13 protein-coding genes and 1 pseudogene are annotated in these 16,767 nt (G+C 59.3%); 13 read left to right on the top strand and 1 reads right to left on the bottom strand.

Going from position 1 to position 16,767, the window contains the following annotated elements; all coding sequences use genetic code 11:
- Positions 1-24 precede the first annotated feature (24 nt).
- From ACP2AU_RS14115 to lpxC, 13 genes and pseudogenes are all read left to right on the top strand, one after another.
- Positions 25-1,767 carry a peptidoglycan D,D-transpeptidase FtsI family protein gene (locus ACP2AU_RS14115; protein ID WP_426376842.1) on the top strand — a complete coding sequence of 581 codons (1,743 nt, stop codon included), beginning with the start codon at positions 25-27 and terminating at the stop codon, positions 1,765-1,767.
- Positions 1,768-1,770: 3 nt separating this feature from the next.
- Positions 1,771-3,255, top strand: a complete 1,485-nt coding sequence (locus ACP2AU_RS14110) for a UDP-N-acetylmuramoyl-L-alanyl-D-glutamate--2,6-diaminopimelate ligase (RefSeq protein WP_426376840.1) — start codon at positions 1,771-1,773, stop codon at positions 3,253-3,255.
- Complete coding sequence (locus ACP2AU_RS14105) at positions 3,252-4,649, top strand: UDP-N-acetylmuramoyl-tripeptide--D-alanyl-D-alanine ligase (protein ID WP_426376839.1); 1,398 nt, start codon at positions 3,252-3,254, stop codon at positions 4,647-4,649. Before ACP2AU_RS14110 ends, ACP2AU_RS14105 begins: the two co-directional genes overlap by 4 nt.
- Positions 4,634-5,719, top strand: a complete 1,086-nt coding sequence (mraY, locus tag ACP2AU_RS14100) for a phospho-N-acetylmuramoyl-pentapeptide-transferase (RefSeq protein WP_426376838.1) — start codon at positions 4,634-4,636, stop codon at positions 5,717-5,719. The genes ACP2AU_RS14105 and mraY overlap by 16 nt, the downstream gene beginning before the upstream one ends.
- 15 nt (positions 5,720-5,734) lie before the next feature.
- On the top strand, positions 5,735-7,075 hold the full coding sequence (gene murD / locus ACP2AU_RS14095) for a UDP-N-acetylmuramoyl-L-alanine--D-glutamate ligase (RefSeq protein WP_426376837.1): 1,341 nt from the start codon (positions 5,735-5,737) through the stop codon (positions 7,073-7,075).
- Positions 7,075-8,274: a putative lipid II flippase FtsW gene (ftsW, locus tag ACP2AU_RS14090; protein WP_426376835.1), complete on the top strand. Its 1,200-nt coding sequence runs from the start codon at positions 7,075-7,077 to the stop codon at positions 8,272-8,274. The genes murD and ftsW overlap by 1 nt, the downstream gene beginning before the upstream one ends.
- A complete protein-coding gene (murG, locus tag ACP2AU_RS14085) occupies positions 8,267-9,358 on the top strand; it encodes an undecaprenyldiphospho-muramoylpentapeptide beta-N-acetylglucosaminyltransferase (protein WP_426376834.1) in 1,092 nt (363 codons plus the stop codon). The genes ftsW and murG overlap by 8 nt, the downstream gene beginning before the upstream one ends.
- Entirely contained in the window at positions 9,351-10,796 is a 1,446-nt protein-coding gene (murC, locus tag ACP2AU_RS14080; RefSeq protein WP_426376833.1) for a UDP-N-acetylmuramate--L-alanine ligase, read from the top strand. The genes murG and murC overlap by 8 nt, the downstream gene beginning before the upstream one ends.
- A complete protein-coding gene (locus ACP2AU_RS14075; protein ID WP_426376832.1) occupies positions 10,789-11,766 on the top strand; it encodes a D-alanine--D-alanine ligase in 978 nt (325 codons plus the stop codon). The genes murC and ACP2AU_RS14075 overlap by 8 nt, the downstream gene beginning before the upstream one ends.
- Positions 11,759-12,598: a cell division protein FtsQ/DivIB gene (locus ACP2AU_RS14070; RefSeq protein ID WP_426376831.1), complete on the top strand. Its 840-nt coding sequence runs from the start codon at positions 11,759-11,761 to the stop codon at positions 12,596-12,598. Before ACP2AU_RS14075 ends, ACP2AU_RS14070 begins: the two co-directional genes overlap by 8 nt.
- A gap of 36 nt (positions 12,599-12,634) precedes the next feature.
- Positions 12,635-13,870 carry a cell division protein FtsA gene (gene ftsA, locus ACP2AU_RS14065; protein WP_426376830.1) on the top strand — a complete coding sequence of 412 codons (1,236 nt, stop codon included), beginning with the start codon at positions 12,635-12,637 and terminating at the stop codon, positions 13,868-13,870.
- 101 nt (positions 13,871-13,971) lie between these two features.
- A pseudogene (ftsZ, locus tag ACP2AU_RS14060) lies at positions 13,972-14,961 on the top strand (cell division protein FtsZ); the annotation flags it as partial.
- Between the two features lie 370 nt (positions 14,962-15,331).
- Positions 15,332-16,246, top strand: coding sequence for a UDP-3-O-acyl-N-acetylglucosamine deacetylase (gene lpxC / locus ACP2AU_RS14055; RefSeq protein WP_426376829.1), 915 nt, complete (start codon positions 15,332-15,334; stop codon positions 16,244-16,246).
- A gap of 11 nt (positions 16,247-16,257) precedes the next feature.
- Here the strand turns inward: lpxC and ACP2AU_RS14050 are convergent, their stop codons facing one another.
- Positions 16,258-16,710: a DUF721 domain-containing protein gene (locus ACP2AU_RS14050; RefSeq protein WP_426376827.1), complete on the bottom strand. Its 453-nt coding sequence runs from the start codon at positions 16,708-16,710 to the stop codon at positions 16,258-16,260.
- Positions 16,711-16,767 lie beyond the last annotated feature (57 nt).

The following is a 16,767-nucleotide window of genomic DNA, read 5'->3' as shown; positions in this document are numbered from 1 at the left end:
TAATAACGAGCCGGGGTAATCGAATTGTCCAGTCAGGGAACGCAGACAAAAAGCTGGAAGCAGAGTCTGGCGGCAGGTTTCAAGGCCTGGCGCTTTGGCTCGGTTCTGTGCGTTTTTCTGGCGGTTGTTGCCGGGATTACCTGGCGGCTGGTAGATCTTCACGTTGTTGATAATGATTTTCTCCGGCAGCAGGGCGACGTTCGGACTATCCGGGTTGAGTCAATCGATGCTCATCGGGGGGTTGTTACCGATCGCCACGGCGAGCCGTTGGCGGTCAGCACGCCGGTACAGACCGTATGGGCAAATCCTTCCGAGATAGATCCTGAGGATCCGCAACTGGCGGTTCTGGCCCGGACTCTCGGATTCTCGGAAGGTGCCTTGCGGGCCCGGTTGCGCCAGTACGCTGGTCGCGAGTTCATTTATCTGCGGCGCAAGGTGCAGCCTTCGGTGGCTCGGGAGGCCCTGGCGGTTGGCCTGGGTGGCATCTATGCCCGACAGGAATACCGGCGTTATTACCCCGGCGGAGAGGTTACCGCCCACGTCGTTGGCTTTACGGATATTGATGAGCATGGCCAGGAAGGGATCGAACTGGCGTATAACAAGTGGCTGACCGGCGAGCCGGGGCAGAAACGGGTTTTGAAGGATAATCGGGGTCGCATCATCAAGGATCTGATGTTGATCCGGAATGCCAGGCCCGGGAAGAACCTGGAGCTGAGCATTGATCTGCGATTGCAGTATCTGGCTTACCGGGAATTAAAGGCCGTGGTTGGCGCCCATAATGCCCGCGGCGGCACGCTGGTGATGCTGGATGTGGATACCGGCGAGGTGTTGGCGATGGTCAATCAGGGGTCCTACAACCCTAATGACCGGTCGCAGCTGGCGCCAGAGAACTTGCGTAACAAAGCCATTACCGATCTGTTCGAGCCTGGTTCGACCATCAAGCCGCTGACCATCGCCGCTGCCCTGGAGTCCGGGGAGTATACGGTGAATAGTACCGTTGATACCTCTCCGGGATTCCGGCGCTTCGGCCGTTTTACCATTCGGGACCATCGCAATTATGGTGCGCTGGACCTGACCGAGATCATCGTCAAGTCCAGTAACGTGGGCGTTAGCAATATTGCCACGGATCTGGGCGGTGACCTTTTGCGGAACTTGTTTTCCCGGCTGGGCCTGGGGCAGGCAACCGGTATCGGCTTCCCGGGAGAGGCCGTGGGTGTTCTGCCGGCGCCGCCCAGATGGCGGCCGGTGGAGGAGTCCACGCTCTCCTACGGTTATGGCCTGAGCGTCAATGCGCTGCAGCTGGCTCAGGCTTATATGGTGATTGCCAACGGTGGTGTCCGCTATCCGCTGAGCCTGATGAAGCAGGAGCAACGGCCGCAGGGGCGGCGAGTACTGTCGGAAAAAGTTACCAGAGATGTGCGGGAAATGCTCAAGCAGGCCGTCGCCCGCGGGACTGGCAGGCGCGCCCAGCCAGGGCTGTATGCCGCTGGCGGCAAAACCGGCACGGTTCATCTGGTTGGGGCTCACGGGTATGAAGACAGTCAGTACAAGGCCATCTTTGCCGGTATGGCCCCTATTGATGACCCCAGAATTGTCACTGTCGTGGCTGTTGATGCACCGCAGGCGGGCGAATATTACGGCGGTGAGGTTGCAGCGCCGGTCTTTGCCAGGGTGATGGGGGATGCGTTGCGATTATTGAACGTCAAGCCTGAGCTGGAAGTCAGCGGAATCGATGGGTCGCAAGCGGCGTCCGGGGAGAGGGGGTAAGCCATGTGCATCACATCTGTCAGTACGTTGCTACAGGGCATTATGGATGTGCCATCGGTTTTTGATGTCACCATCCATGGCCTGAAGACTGACAGCCGTGAGGTGAACCCCGGAGATGCGTTTGTGGCGCTTGCCGGCGCCCGAACGGCGGCCGAGCATTATGTAGGGCCCGCGATCGCTGCCGGCGCTACGGCCGTTCTGCTTGAGGTCAGTGAGCAACAGGAATGCTATGAGCGCCAGGGTGCGCTGATTATTCCTGTCCAGGGTCTGCGCGCCCGCCTTGGGCGGATTGCTGACCGCTTCTTTGAACACCCCTCACGACACCTGCGTGTGATTGGCGTAACCGGCACCAACGGCAAAACGTCAGTAACCCAGTACATTTCGCAGCTGTTGGCAGAGACCGGCACACCCTGCGGCCTTCTGGGAACCCTGGGCTATGGTATGCCAGGCAATCTGGAGTCGGCGACTCACACCACACCGGATGTCGTCCGGGTAAACCGGGTGTTGAACCGGATACGGCATGAGGGCGGCCGGGCAGCGGTGATGGAGGTTTCCTCGCACGCTCTGGACCAGGGGCGAATTGAAAACCTGAACATGACCGGTGCGGTGTTCACCAATCTCACCCGTGACCATCTGGATTACCATGGGTCCATGGCAGCCTACGGCGAGGCAAAGGCCCGGCTGTTCCTGCGGGAAGAGTTGCATTTTTCCGTGGTCAATTTCGACGATCCGTTTGGTCGCCAGTTATATGAGCAGCTCGAAGGCCAGTGCGACCGGATTCGGTACAGCCTGCATGAGGCCCAGACCGAGCTCTGGTTGAAGGAGTTTGCACCCACGGCAACCGGATTTCGCGCCAGAGTGGACGGCCAATGGGGAGAGTTCGATCTGGCTGTGCCCCTGATGGGCAGTTTTAACGCCAGTAATGTCCTGGCAGCGCTGGCAACGGTGTTGACGCTGGGGGTGTCTGTGGATCGGGCGTTATCCGTGGTCGGGGCGTTGACTCCGCCCCCCGGTCGCCTCGAGCAGTTTACCGGTGCCTGCGGCAAGCGTGTGGTCGTGGATTATGCCCACACACCGGATGCCCTGGCGAACGCACTGGAAGCGCTGCGCCCCCACACAGGAGGGCGGCTGATCTGTGTGTTCGGCTGCGGCGGAGACCGGGATCCGGGTAAACGCCCGGAGATGGCCAGAGAGGCGCTCCAGCGTGCCGATTACGTCATTGTAACCGACGACAATCCTCGCACCGAAAAGCCTGAACAAATTGCCAGCGATATTTCGGCGGGTTTTTCGCAGACGGCGGGCTGGCAGGTGATTCACGACCGTGCCCGGGCGATCGCCGAAGCGGTGGCTATGGCGACCGGGAATGATCTGGTCCTGATTGCCGGTAAGGGGCATGAAACCTATCAGGAGATCAACGGGCAAAAAATTCCATTCAGTGATGCCGAACAGGTCCGCCATCTATTGAACTTGAACGGAGGTGTGGCATGATGCGCGCCTTTTCGCTGGTGGAAGCTCGCCAGTGGCTGCAGGCCACCCCTGCGGGTTCCCGGGTAAACCCTGCTGACATCTGGTTTGATGGCGTTTCTACCGACACGAGATCGGTGGATAAGGGCCAGCTGTTTGTTGCCTTGCGTGGTGAACGGTTCGATGGCCATGAGTTCCTTGAGCTGGCCCTGAAGCAGGGGGCGGTTGCCGCGGTGGTAGAGACCGAGGTTGTCAGTGTGGCGATTCCGCAACTGGTGGTTGATGACACTGTTCAGGCGCTGGCGATGCTGGCGGCTGGTAATCGCCGTGAGAGCGCGGCACAGCTGGTTGCTATCACCGGTAGCAGTGGCAAAACCACTGTACGTGAAATGACCGGGGCGATTCTGGCCGGTATGGGGTCGACGTTGATGACCGAGGGCAACCTGAACAATCACATCGGGGTCCCTCTTACGTTATTCCGTCTGGCACCGGAGCATGAATTCGGTGCAATTGAGCTGGGGGCCAGCGGTTTAGGTGAGATTGCCCATGCCGTGGCGATTACCCGGCCTCAGGTTGCGATATTAACCAATGCAGGCCAGGCGCATCTGGAAGGCTTTGGCGGCTATCAGAACATTGTGTTGGCCAAAGGCGAGATTATTGAGGGCGTCCCGGAGGATGGGGCGGTCGTTCTGGATCGGGACGATCCCGCGTTCGACCAATGGCAGGCCCGGGCAGGCCAGCGGCCCGTGCTGGGGGTCTCCAGGCGAGGGCGTTCGACAGCGGACTATCGCGCCGAAGACATTGTGAGCACAGAGCAGGGGTTTGAGTTTCAGGTTTTCGGACCGGACAACTGGAGCTGCCGCCTGTCGCTGGGTTTGCCTGGCGAGCACAATGTCACCAATGCCCTGCTGGCGTTGGCGGCATGCCGGGAGCTCGGAGCTACCAATCAGCAGGTACAGTCCGGACTGAGGCGGGTGCAGGCCTTTAAAGGCCGTTTGCAGGTACTGAAGCCGGCTTCAGATCTGACAGTGATTGATGATAGTTACAACGCTAACCCTGCATCCATGAGAGCGGCTTTGGATGTGCTGGCAACCTACCCGTCACCGCGAGTCGCTGTGCTCGGGGCAATGGCGGAGCTGGGCGACGAGGCCGAGGAGCTGCACCGGCAGGTGGGCGAGTATGCCCGTCGTGCAGGAATCGAAAAGGTTATGGTGGTTGGCGCCGGTGGCAGCGGCTACAGCACCGGATTTGGTGACGAGACGGAGTTTTTCCAGAGTCATGAGCAAGCGGTGAATGCCATTTGGGCAGGCCGGAAAGGCGCCGTCGCGATTCTGGTAAAAGGGTCTCGAAGTTCCGCCATGGATCGCGTGGTGGAGGGAATTCAGGAAAAGGTGAAAAACGCATGCTGCTCTGGCTGACAGAGATACTCTCCCAATATTTTTCGTCACTGACGGTGTTTCAGTATCTGACGCTGCGGGCCATTCTTGGCATTTTGACAGCGCTGCTGATTTCGTTGGTGATCGGCCCGGTGATGATTCGCAAACTGAGCCAGTACCAGATTGGCCAGGCGGTCCGCGATGACGGCCCCCAGACGCACCTCAGCAAAGCGGGTACACCCACGATGGGCGGCGCGCTCATTCTTGTGGCGATTGCGATTTCTACCCTGTTGTGGGCGGATCTGACCAATCGCTATGTCTGGGTGGTACTGCTGGTGACTCTCCTGTTTGGCGCCATCGGTTGGGTGGACGACTACCGTAAAGTCGTCGAGCGCAATCCTCGGGGGCTGCCCGGGCGCTGGAAGTATTTCTGGCAGTCGGTGATCGGGGCAACGGCTGCCATCACACTGTACTTTACGGCCTCGCTGCCACAGGAAACATCTCTGTACCTGCCATTTCTGAAAAACGTGTCGCTGACCCTCGGGCCGGTGTTTTTCATTTTGCTGACCTATTTCGTGATTGTCGGGAGCAGTAATGCAGTCAACCTGACCGATGGTCTGGACGGCCTTGCCATTATGCCTACGGTGATGGTGGCCGGAGCGTTGGCGATTTTTGCCTATCTGTCAGGCCATGCGCAGTTTGCCAATTACCTTCTGATTCCGCATTTGCCGGGCACGGGTGAACTGATCATCTTCTGTGGCGCCCTGGTGGGTGCCGGCCTTGGCTTCCTGTGGTTCAACACGTATCCGGCCCAGGTGTTCATGGGCGATGTCGGTGCGCTTGCCCTTGGGGCCGCATTGGGCACCGTGGCGGTGATTGTCCGGCAGGAAATCGTGCTGTTCATCATGGGTGGTGTGTTCGTGATGGAAACCATTTCCGTGATCCTGCAGGTCGCCTCTTTCCGGTTGACCGGCCGGCGGATTTTCCGGATGGCGCCGCTGCATCACCATTTTGAACTTAAAGGGTGGCCAGAGCCCCGGGTGATTGTCCGGTTCTGGGTGGTTACGGTTGTTCTTGTTCTGATTGGTCTGGCCAGTCTGAAAATTCGATAGGGAATTGCTACGGCTATGAGTGTCATTGTTTCGGATCGTCGCACGTTAATCGTAGGGCTCGGTAAGACCGGGCTTTCCTGCGTGCGTTACCTGTCCGGACAGGGACGCGACATCGCGGTGGCCGACAGTCGTCTGCAACCGCCCGGGCTGGAGGAACTGAACTCGGGCTGGCCCGAGGTTCCGGTGTACCTCGGGGAATTTGATGAGAGCCTGTTTGCCGGGTTTAACGAGTTGGTGGTCAGCCCCGGCATCAGTACCGCCGAGCCTGCGATTGCTGCTGCGGCTGCCAGAGGGGCGCGCATTCGGGGCGATATTGATCTGTTTGCCGATGCGGCAGACGCGCCGATCATCGCTATTACGGGCTCTAATGGCAAAACCACCGTCACGACGCTGGTCGGTGAGATGGCAAGAGCGGCCGGCCGGAATGTTCAGGTGGGGGGCAATATCGGCACGCCCGCGCTAGACCTGCTGGGAACCGATGCGGACCTCTATGTGCTTGAGCTTTCCAGTTTTCAGCTGGAGACCACGGAAGAGCTTGGTGCCATGGTGGCCACGGTGCTGAACGTCAGCGACGATCACATGGATCGCTATCCCGATAAAATGGCCTATTTCCAGGCCAAGCAGAGGATCTACCGGGGGTGTCAGAATGCCATTGTGAATCTGGATGATGCCCTGAGTACGCCCATGGCCCGGGATAACCTGAAATTTCTGTGCTTTGGTTTCAATCGGGTGAATCCTGACACCTTCAGCACGCGCGATGACGACGAGGGCACCTGGATTACCTGGGGGCTGGATAACCTCCTGCTGGCCAGTGAACTGAGCCTGTTGGGGCGACATAACATCAGTAACGTGATGGCGGCGCTGGCGCTCGGCCAGGCTGCCGGGTTGCCGATGGAGCCGATGTTGCAGGTGGCTCGCAGGTTCCGTGGTCTGCCTCACCGTTGTGAATTTATCCGTGCCCTGGAGGGGGTGGATTACATCAACGATTCCAAAGGTACGAACGTTGGCGCAACGGTTGCGGCGATCGAGAGCCTGGTTCCGGAATCCGGCCGGATAGTGCTCATTGCCGGTGGCGATGGTAAGGGCGCGGATTTTACCCCGCTCTCGGAGCCGGTTGATGCGTGCTGCCGGGCCATTGTACTGATCGGGAAAGACGCCGGCAGGATGGCTGATTCCATCCGCACAGCGGTACCCAAACATCGAGCGGATTCTTTATCGGGGGCGGTCGAGACGGCCCGAAAACTGGCAGAGCCCGGCGACCGGGTGTTGCTGTCTCCGGCCTGCGCCAGCTTTGATATGTTCCGGGATTATAACGATCGCGGCGACCAGTTCCGTGCATTGATAGGGGGCTTGTGATGCAGGCAAGCATTCGCTTACCCCAGTATCAGGGCCTGGCTGGTGAATTGCAGCCGCTGCCCGTGCTGATTATTACCTCGGTGGCTTTGCTGGTAACCGGTGTGGTGATGATTTCCTCGGCCTCCATGGATATGGCGGGGGCTACGCTCGGCAACAGCTATCACTATGTGATCCGGCAAATTCTGTTTGCTGGCCTGGGGTGCGTTATGGCGCTGGTGGCGGTGAATGTACCCGTCTCCTGGTGGGAGCGCAGTGGCTGGCTGTTGCTGGGCATTGGCTTGCTGGCGCTGGTGCTGGTGCTTACCCCGCTGGGCCGCACGGTCAACGGTTCCACCCGCTGGATCCCCATGGGCCTGTTCAACGTTCAGGTTTCGGAGGTGGCGAAGCTGTGCCTGATCGCCTACCTGGCGGGATACGTCGTGCGCCGGCGCGAAGAGCTGCTGCATACCTGGCCCGGGTTTCTCAAGCCGCTGGTGGTGCTGGGCGTGGCGTCTGTGCTGCTGGTGATTCAGCCGGACTTCGGTGCGACGGTTGTGCTGGTAACCGCTGCGGCCGGCATGATTTTTCTCAGCGGTGTGCGGCTGAGCCGCTTCATGCCGCTGATCGGTGTGCTGGCGGCCCTGGGAACGCTGTTGGTGATTACCCAGCCTTACCGGCTGAAACGGGTGGTCAGTTATCTTGACCCCTGGAAAGACCAGTTCGACAGCGGGTATCAGCTGACTCAATCCCTGATTGCTTTCGGCCGGGGTGAGTGGGTTGGCGTCGGTCTGGGCAATTCGGTGCAAAAGCTCTTTTTTCTGCCGGAGGCCCACACAGATTTCATTTTTGCCATTATCGCCGAGGAATTCGGGTTGTTCGGGGCCCTGGCCGTGCTTGTCCTGTTTGCGGCCCTGGTTGTCAGCGGCCTGGTGATTGCCCGGCGGGCTGAAAACGCCGGGATGGCGTTTGGCGCCTGCTTTAGCTATGGCATTACGCTGCTGATTGGCCTTCAGGCGAGTATCAATATGGCGGTCAGCACCGGCTTGTTGCCGACCAAGGGGCTGACCCTGCCGCTGGTCAGTTACGGAGGCTCGAGCCTGATGATTACCTGTATAGGCATCGGTGTCCTGGCCAGGGTTGAGCTGGAGCGTCAGGACAGGGCGCGGGTCGCGCAGGATACCCAGAGTGGCCGGAAGCGAGGAGGGGCGGTGTATGAGTAATCAATCGCCCCGTCGTTTCCTGATGATGGCCGGTGGCACCGGAGGGCACGTATTTCCCGCGCTGGCGACAGCCCGTGCTTTGCAGCAATTGGGCCACGAGGTCCACTGGCTGGGCGCCCGGGGTGGTATGGAAGAGCGTCTGATCGGCGAAACCGACATTCCCCTGTCGCTGATTCATATTTCCGGCTTGCGTGGGAAAGGCAGGCTGGCACTGCTGCTGGCGCCTTTCCGGTTGATGCGGGCACTGGGTGAGGCTTATACCCAGCTCCGGCGGATCCGCCCTGATTGCGTGGTCGGTATGGGCGGATTTGTGACCGGACCAGGCGGCATAGCCGCCTGGTTGTTGCGCAAACCGCTGGTGATTCATGAGCAGAATGCCATTGCAGGTATGACCAACCGCTGGCTGACACGTTTTGCCGAGACCGTAATGGAGGCGTTCCCCGGGAGCTTTGGCGAGCAGACAGTGACCCGCTGCACCGGTAATCCTGTGCGTGGTGAGCTGACCACCATGGATGCCCCGGAACAGCGGTTTGCGGGGCGTACCGGAAAACTGAGGGTGTTGGTGATTGGCGGGAGCCTCGGTGCCCGTGTCTTCAATCAACAGCTACCGCGGGCCCTTGCGCTGATGGCCGAGGAAGATCGCCCGGAGGTTCTCCATCAGTGTGGCGAGAAAAATCTGGACGCGGCGCGCGCGGAATACGATGCCGCTGGGGTGACTGCGCGTGTGGAGCCATTTATCGGCGATATGGCCGAGGCCTATCACTGGGCGGACCTGGTGGTCTGTCGCGCCGGAGCGTTAACCGTCTCCGAGCTGTGTGTTGCCGGCGTTGGCGCGGTTCTGGTGCCCTTTCCGCACGCGGTTGACGACCATCAAACCCGTAATGGTCAGCACATGGTCAAGGCCGGGGCGGCGATTCTGGTACCTCAGCCGCAACTGACCCCTGATGGACTGGCGCAAACCCTGAAGGATCTGGCAACAGATCGTGAACAAATTTTGTCGATGGCGAAGGCCGCCCGATCGCTGGCCCGCCCCGATGCAACGGAGAGAGTCGTGAATTATTGTCTGGAGGCCGCCAATGGCTGATGCAACCAATCCGCCGCTGGTTTATCAGGTGCCGGAAATGCGCCGGATCCGTCGTATTCATTTCGTCGGGATTGGCGGCGCTGGCATGAGTGGCATCGCCGAGGTGCTGAAAAATCAGGGCTATGACGTCTCTGGTTCGGATATCCGGGACAGTGCCGTCACTGCGCGCCTCCGGGCCATGAGTGTAGATGTTCAGATTGGCCATCGGGCAGAAAACACCGACCAGGCGGATGTTGTGGTGGTGTCTTCAGCAGTCACTGCCGATAACCCGGAAGTGGTGTCTGCCCGTGAGCGGCGGGTGCCGATTGTGCCCCGGGCTGAAATGCTGGCGGAAATCATGCGCTACCGCCACGGCATCGCCGTAGCGGGAACGCATGGCAAGACCACCACCACCAGTCTGATCGCGTCGGTATTGGGCGAGGCCGGCCTGGATCCAACGTTCGTGATTGGCGGCAAGCTCAACAGTGCGGGTACCAATGCGCAGTTGGGCGGCTCGCGCTACCTTGTGGCCGAAGCGGACGAGAGCGATGCTTCGTTTTTGCATCTGACCCCGGTTATTTCTGTGGTCACCAACATCGAAGCCGATCACATGGACACCTACGGCGGGGATGTCGAAAAGCTCAAGCAGACCTTCGTCGATTTTCTGCACAACCTGCCGTTCTATGGCGTTGCGGTGATGTGCGTGGATGATGCCTATGTGCGGGAAATCATCCCGCGTATTTCGAGGGCCATTATTACCTACGGGATTGACAACCCGGATGCCGATTACCGGGCCGAACAGATCACTTCGGATGGCCTGAAAACCCGCTTTCTGGTGCGCCGCCCCGGCGGTCGGCCGGACCTCAACGTCGAGCTGAAAATGCCGGGCCGTCATAACGTACTCAATGCCCTGGCCACCATCGCCGTAGCCACTGATGAGGGCGTGGATGACCAGGCGATTTGCCGCGGTCTGGCCGGTTTTGCCGGCGTTGGCCGACGCTTCCAGGTTTACGGGGAGTATCAGACCGGGAAAGCGAGCGCGACCCTGGTAGACGATTACGGCCATCACCCGACGGAAGTCGAGGCGGTCATCCGGGCTGCGCGCGATGCCTGGCCCGGGCGGCGCATCGTGATGCTGTATCAGCCGCATCGATATACCCGAACAAGGGATCTTTACGAGGACTTTGTCAGGGTATTGTCCGAAGTGGACGGCCTGTTGCTGATGGATGTGTATTCCGCTGGCGAACCCGCTATTCCGGGTGCCGACGGGCGCGCTCTGTGTCGTAGCATCCGGCAGCGCGGCAAGGTGGAGCCGGTGTTTGTGGAGGAGAACCGGGAAATCGAGAGCTTGCTGGTCAATATGTTGCAAGACGGGGATCTGCTGATCACTCAGGGCGCCGGTGATATCGGTGGTGTGGCGGCAAGACTGGCAGCAGCAGGAGTCAAGGCAGGTGAGTGAGTTGGGCCATAACGACATTCAGCCGTATCAGGCAGCCCCCGAGCTGGTCCGTGCATTGGGGCGCGTGGCGGTGTTCATGGGGGGGGATTCCGCAGAGCGGGAGGTCTCGCTCAAGAGTGGACAAGCCGTATTGGCGGCATTGCAGTCAGCGGGGGTTGATGCCGTGGGCAGAGACGTTCAGGGTTGCCTGCTGCGCACGGTAGATGAACCCGACTTCGACCGCGTGTTTATCGCGCTTCACGGTCGCGGCGGAGAAGACGGCACCTTGCAGGCTATTCTGGGCCAGGCCGGTATCCCCTATACCGGCAGCGAAGTACTGGCATCGGCCCTGGCCATGGACAAGCTGCGCAGCAAGTATGTTTTTGAGGGGTGCGGCCTGCCTACGCCGGCGTTCCGGGCCATGACATCGGTTTGCGAGGCTGAGGACATCGTTGCTGCGCTGGGTACCCCTCTGAGTGTCAAGCCGGCCCATGAGGGGTCCAGTATTGGCATCCGGAAAGTGAACAGTGTGGCGGATCTGGCGGATGCTTATACCGTGGCTGCCAGCCTGGACGATCTGGTGCTGGTTGAGCAATGGATCGAGGGGCCCGAGTTCACCGTCAGCCTTCTGCAGGACAAAGCTTTACCGGCCATTGGTCTGAGTACTGATCACGCATTTTATGACTACGATGCCAAATATCTGGCCGACGATACCCGTTACAGGATTCCCTGTGGCCTGGCGCCGGAAGATGAACTGAGGCTTCAACACCTGGCTCTGGAAGCGTTTCGCGTGTTGGGCTGCCGGAGCTGGGGCCGGGTCGACATCATGCAGGATGGCGATGGGGAGTTCTGGTTGCTGGAGGCGAACACGGTTCCGGGGATGACGGACCACAGCCTGGTGCCCATGGCCGCGAAAGCCGCCGGTATCAGTTTCGAGGAACTGGTGGTACGCATACTCAGGGATACCCTGTCGGAGGATGTTGATGCTTGAGACACCGCTGATCCGGAGCCGGGCGGTACCGTCCGAGCCGCCACGTCGTCGGGGGGCAACCTCAGTCGGGCCTGAGCGGGACCGGTTTGGTGTGTTGAAGGCCGTACTGGCCGCCGTCCCCTGGTTGCAGGTGGGGGTTGGGGCCGCGGTTGTGCTTGTGGCTGCGATGGTGCCCTGGGCAACCGACCGGATGCTGACAGCGATGGATCAGCAGATTCTGGCCGTTGACGTCCGGGGTGAATTTATCGGTGATAGCCGGGTAGCTATTGAGAGAGCCGCCGGTGCCTGGATTGGCAAAAGCTACTTCGCGACCGACCTGGCGGATATCAAGGCGGAGCTGGAGCGACGTCCCTGGGTGGCCTCGGCAGCCATAAAGCGAGTCTGGCCCGGCCGGCTGGAAATCGACATTCGCGAGAAAAAACCGTTGGCTTACTGGAGCGACGGTCGGCTGGTCAGCCGGTCCGGCGAGCTGTTCTCGCCGCCGAATCCGCAAGTGGCCGGCAAGCTGCCACGGCTGGCGGGACCAGACGAGCGGGTGAGAGACGTCATCGCCATGGCACGTACCATGAGCGAACAGTTGGTTGGCTATGGCCTGGGTTTCGCCGGGCTGGCGCTGGAACAGCGGGGCGCCTGGACACTGACTCTGAGCAATGGCATCGACGTGGTGTTGGGGCGGGACCAGGTAGAACAGCGATTTGAACGATTTATCACCGTTTACGAAAACCGTCTGGCGTCAAGAGTTGATGAAGTCAGTCGGATAGATGTCCGCTACTCGAACGGAGTAGCGGTGCAATGGAAAGCGGATGTGGCGCAGGCCACTCCGAAATCCTGATCACGAATATTACGAACCTGGGATTTGGTGAAATACATGTCATCGGTTGAAACGGAAAACATGATTGTCGGCCTGGATATCGGCACCTCCAAAGTGGTGGCGATTGTCGGTAAGCGCAAGATGGACGGAACCATCGAAGTGGTTGGTATCGGCTCAAATCCGTCCCGGGGGCTCAAACGTGGCGTTGTGGTGAATATTGAAACCACGGTGCAGGCCATACAGCGTGCCGTTGAAGAGGCCGAGCTGATGGCGGGTTGCCGTATTCATTCGGTCTACGCCGGGATTGCCGGCAGCCATATCAAGAGCCTGAACTCCCATGGGATTGTGGCCATCCGGGATCGGGAAGTGACCCAGGCGGACATTGACCGTGTGATTGACGCGGCCCAGGCGGTGGCGATTCCCGCAGACCAGAAGATCCTGCACATCCTGCCCCAGGAATTCGTGATTGATAACCAGGAAGGCATCAAGGAGCCCATGGGGATGTCCGGTGTGCGCCTGGAAGCCAAGGTCCATCTGGTGACTTGTGCGGTGAACGCGGCCCAGAACATTGAAAAGTGCGTCAAGCGCTGCGGGCTGGAGGTGGATGACATCATTCTGGAGCAGCTGGCTTCCAGTCACGCCATCCTGACCGAGGACGAGAAGGAGCTGGGTGTGTGTGTGGTGGATGTCGGGGGCGGCACCACAGACATTGCGGTATTTACCGGGGGCGCGATTCGTCATACCGCGGTTATCCCGATTGCCGGCGACCAGGTGACCAATGACATTGCCATGGCGCTGCGCACGCCGACCCAGAATGCCGAAGAAATCAAAATCAAGTACGCCTGCGCATTGACCCAGCTGGCGGGGGCGGAAGAAACCATCAAGGTGCCCAGTGTGGGTGATCGGGCGCCCCGGGATTTGTCCCGACAGGCACTGGCGGAGGTGGTCGAGCCCCGCTATGAGGAGCTGTTTACCCTGGTGCAGTCGGAGTTACGCCGGTCCGGGTTCGAAGACCTGATTCCCGCCGGCATCGTTATTACCGGTGGTTCCTCCACGATGGAAGGTGTGGTGGAGCTGGCCGAAGAAATCTTCCATATGCCGGTGAGGCTGGCCTGTCCGCAGGCGGTCTCCGGCATGACGGAAGTGGTCAACAACCCGATATACGCCACAGGCGTCGGGTTGCTGATTCATGGTTTCCGGCAAATGGATCTTGGCCGGGCGCCGGTGCTCAAAGGTGAGGATGCTCCCTCACTGGTTGAGCGCATGAAAGCCTGGTTCACCGGTCATTTCTGACGGTGTTCCGGTGGTGATACACGAAGGTCTCTCGAAAAAAAACACAATGATTGAAGCCACCGGCCTGGAAAGGCCGGATACAGCACGAAGGAGTAGGGGATATGTTCGAACTCGTTGATAATGTTCAGCAGAACGCAGTCATCAAGGTCGTCGGTGTTGGCGGCGGCGGCGGCAACGCTGTCCGGCACATGCTCAACAGCGACGTAGAAGGCGTTGAATTCATTTGCGCCAACACCGACGCCCAGGCGCTCACCGATATGGATGCCCGCCAGATCATCCAGCTGGGGGGTAACATCACCAAAGGTCTGGGTGCCGGCGCCAACCCGGAAGTGGGGCGCCAGTCGGCCCTGGAAGACCGGGATCGCATTGCCGAAGCCCTGAGCGGCTCGGATATGGTGTTCATCACCGCCGGCATGGGTGGTGGTACCGGTACCGGGGCGGCACCAGTAGTTGCCGAGGTTGCCCGGGAGCTGGGCATCCTGACCGTTGCCGTGGTAACCAAACCGTTCCAGTTTGAAGGTGGCAAACGCATGAGCGTAGCCGAGTCCGGCCTGAAAGAACTGGAAGAGAGCGTGGATTCTCTGATCACCATTCCCAACGAAAAGCTGCTGGCGGTGATGGGCAAGAAAACCAGCCTGCTGGATGCGTTCGCCTCGGCCAACGACGTACTGCTGGGCGCGGTTCAGGGTATTGCCGACCTGATTACCCGCAACGGCATGATCAACGTCGACTTTGCCGACGTTAAAACGGTGATGTCCGAGATGGGCATGGCGATGATGGGCACCGGTCGCGCCACGGGCGAGAATCGTGCTCGTGAAGCGGCAGAAGCCGCAGTGCGCAGCCCCTTGCTTGAAGACATCAACCTGCAGGGCGCCAAGGGCATCCTGGTTAACATTACAGCTGGCATGGACCTGAACCTCGGTGAGTTCTCCGAAGTGGGTGACATTGTCCGGGAGTTTGCGTCGGACTCTGCCACCGTGGTTGTCGGTACCGTAATCGACCCGGAAATGACCGACGAACTCAAGGTCACTGTGGTTGCTACCGGTCTGGGTGGGGAGCGTGAGAAGCCCGCCAAAGTCGTGGACAACACCCGCACCCTGGACGGCAAGACCGACTATAACCAGCTGGATCGCCCGGCGGTATTGCGTCGTCGCGCGGTTTCACAGGGCAACGTGGCGCTGGATCAGAGCAAAGAAAATGATGAGCAGGGTGTGGACTATCTCGATATTCCCGCATTCCTGCGCCGGCAGGCTGATTGATACTGTTGCTCAGCAATGGCAAAGACCGGGTTCATCAAGCTCGAAGCTTTTGTCTAAGTTGAGCAGGCAGGCCATAGCGCGTGACTATTGCAGAGGTTAAGCGAAGTCATGTTGGTTAAATGGTACTCAGTCTTGAATTCTGATATTCTGCGGGCAGATTTTTGCTCAGAATATCGACTTTTTGTGACGGAATAATGAACCGATGATCAGACAACGGACACTCAAAAACACCATCCGCGCGACCGGTGTCGGCCTGCATTCGGGAGAGAAGGTTTACCTGACCCTGAAGGCCGCACCTGTTGATACGGGGATCATTTTCCGCCGCACGGACCTGGACCCATTGGTCGAAATTCGTGCCTGCGCGGAAAATGTCGGTGAGACCATGCTGTCCACGACGCTGGTAAAAGACGGTGTCCGTGTGGCGACGGTAGAGCATCTGCTCTCCGCCATGGCTGGTCTCGGCATTGACAACTGTTTTGTCGAACTCAGCGCAGCCGAAGTGCCGATTATGGATGGCTCTGCCGGGCCTTTCGTGTTCCTGCTGCAGTCTGCGGGAATTTCGGAGCAGGATGCGGCGAAACGCTTCATCCGGATCAAGCGCGAAGTCACCCTGGAAGAGGGCGATAAAAAAGCCACCTTCCTGCCTTTCGAAGGCTTCAAGGTCAGCTTCGGCATTGATTTTGATCACCCGGTGTTCAAGGGTCGGGCTCAAACGGCCACGGTGGACTTCTCCAGCACATCGTTTGTGAAGGAAGTGTCCCGGGCGAGAACCTTTGGTTTCATGCGCGATATCGAAAAGCTGCGTGCCATGAACCTGGCTCTCGGTGGCAGCGTTGATAATGCGATCGTAGTGGATGATTACAAGATTTTGAACGAAGACGGTCTTCGCTACGATGACGAGTTCGTCAAGCACAAGGTGCTGGATGCTATCGGCGATCTTTACCTGTTGGGCAACAGCCTGATCGGTGAGTTCCGTGGCATCAAATCAGGTCACGACCTGAACAACAAGCTGCTACGCAAGCTCAGGGCAGAAGAAGATGCATGGGAAGTGGTGACCTTCGATGATGAAGCCACTGCACCTATCTCTTACATGAAACCTGTGCTGGCGGTGGGTTAAGGCGGGACGCCTTAATCCCGGACGTGGCTGGCGAGTTTTTCGAGAACCTCGCGTAGAGCTTTATCCTTCGTGTGCCCGGCTTCCTCCTGGAGGAGCCGGGCATTTTCTTTGCTCAGAAGCTCCTTTACGGGTTTGCTCCGGTGGGTAAATCTGGGGGGGCTGACTTTGATCTTTACCTTCCAGACATACCGAAACAGCTCATTTTCCCTCAGTGCCGACATGATTTCGTGTTGCCGAAAGCGAAGCCGCGTGGCCTTGCTGGCGTTGTCCGCAGACAGCACGAGTTCGCCGTCGCTGCAACTGACAAAACGGGTACCTTCGGCCAGCTCCGTGGGGATCGCAGCCAGAACCAGTTGTTCGGCCTGCAGGTGCAATTCTGCTCTGGACATCAGCTCCCTTAGCGTGCGGTTGCCACTGCTCGGGCCTTTGCTGAAGATCGTTTTCTGATCGTTTTTTCCGGTCATGGTCGCTTTTTTCTCGACGAGCCTGTTTACGATTGGTTACACTTCGGCACGCTTTGT

Source organism: Marinobacter sp. VGCF2001 (assembly GCF_049943275.1).
Classification (GTDB): Bacteria; Pseudomonadota; Gammaproteobacteria; order Pseudomonadales; family Oleiphilaceae; genus Marinobacter.
This window is presented reverse-complemented; position numbering and strand designations above follow the sequence as displayed.

What these genes read in the sequence shown, in the direction of transcription:
- ACP2AU_RS14070 (WP_426376831.1), top strand. Translation starts at nt 11,759, where the DNA reads ATGCTTGAGACACCGCTGATCCGGAGCCGGGCGGTACCGTCCGAGCCG.
- murG (WP_426376834.1), top strand. Translation starts at nt 8,267, where the DNA reads ATGAGTAATCAATCGCCCCGTCGTTTCCTGATGATGGCCGGTGGCACC.
- ACP2AU_RS14050 (WP_426376827.1), bottom strand. Translation starts at nt 16,710, where the DNA reads ATGACCGGAAAAAACGATCAGAAAACGATCTTCAGCAAAGGCCCGAGC.
- ftsA (WP_426376830.1), top strand. Translation starts at nt 12,635, where the DNA reads ATGTCATCGGTTGAAACGGAAAACATGATTGTCGGCCTGGATATCGGC.
- ACP2AU_RS14105 (WP_426376839.1), top strand. Translation starts at nt 3,252, where the DNA reads ATGATGCGCGCCTTTTCGCTGGTGGAAGCTCGCCAGTGGCTGCAGGCC.
- ftsW (WP_426376835.1), top strand. Translation starts at nt 7,075, where the DNA reads ATGCAGGCAAGCATTCGCTTACCCCAGTATCAGGGCCTGGCTGGTGAA.
- murC (WP_426376833.1), top strand. Translation starts at nt 9,351, where the DNA reads ATGGCTGATGCAACCAATCCGCCGCTGGTTTATCAGGTGCCGGAAATG.
- lpxC (WP_426376829.1), top strand. Translation starts at nt 15,332, where the DNA reads ATGATCAGACAACGGACACTCAAAAACACCATCCGCGCGACCGGTGTC.
- murD (WP_426376837.1), top strand. Translation starts at nt 5,735, where the DNA reads ATGAGTGTCATTGTTTCGGATCGTCGCACGTTAATCGTAGGGCTCGGT.
- ACP2AU_RS14110 (WP_426376840.1), top strand. Translation starts at nt 1,771, where the DNA reads ATGTGCATCACATCTGTCAGTACGTTGCTACAGGGCATTATGGATGTG.
- mraY (WP_426376838.1), top strand. Translation starts at nt 4,634, where the DNA reads ATGCTGCTCTGGCTGACAGAGATACTCTCCCAATATTTTTCGTCACTG.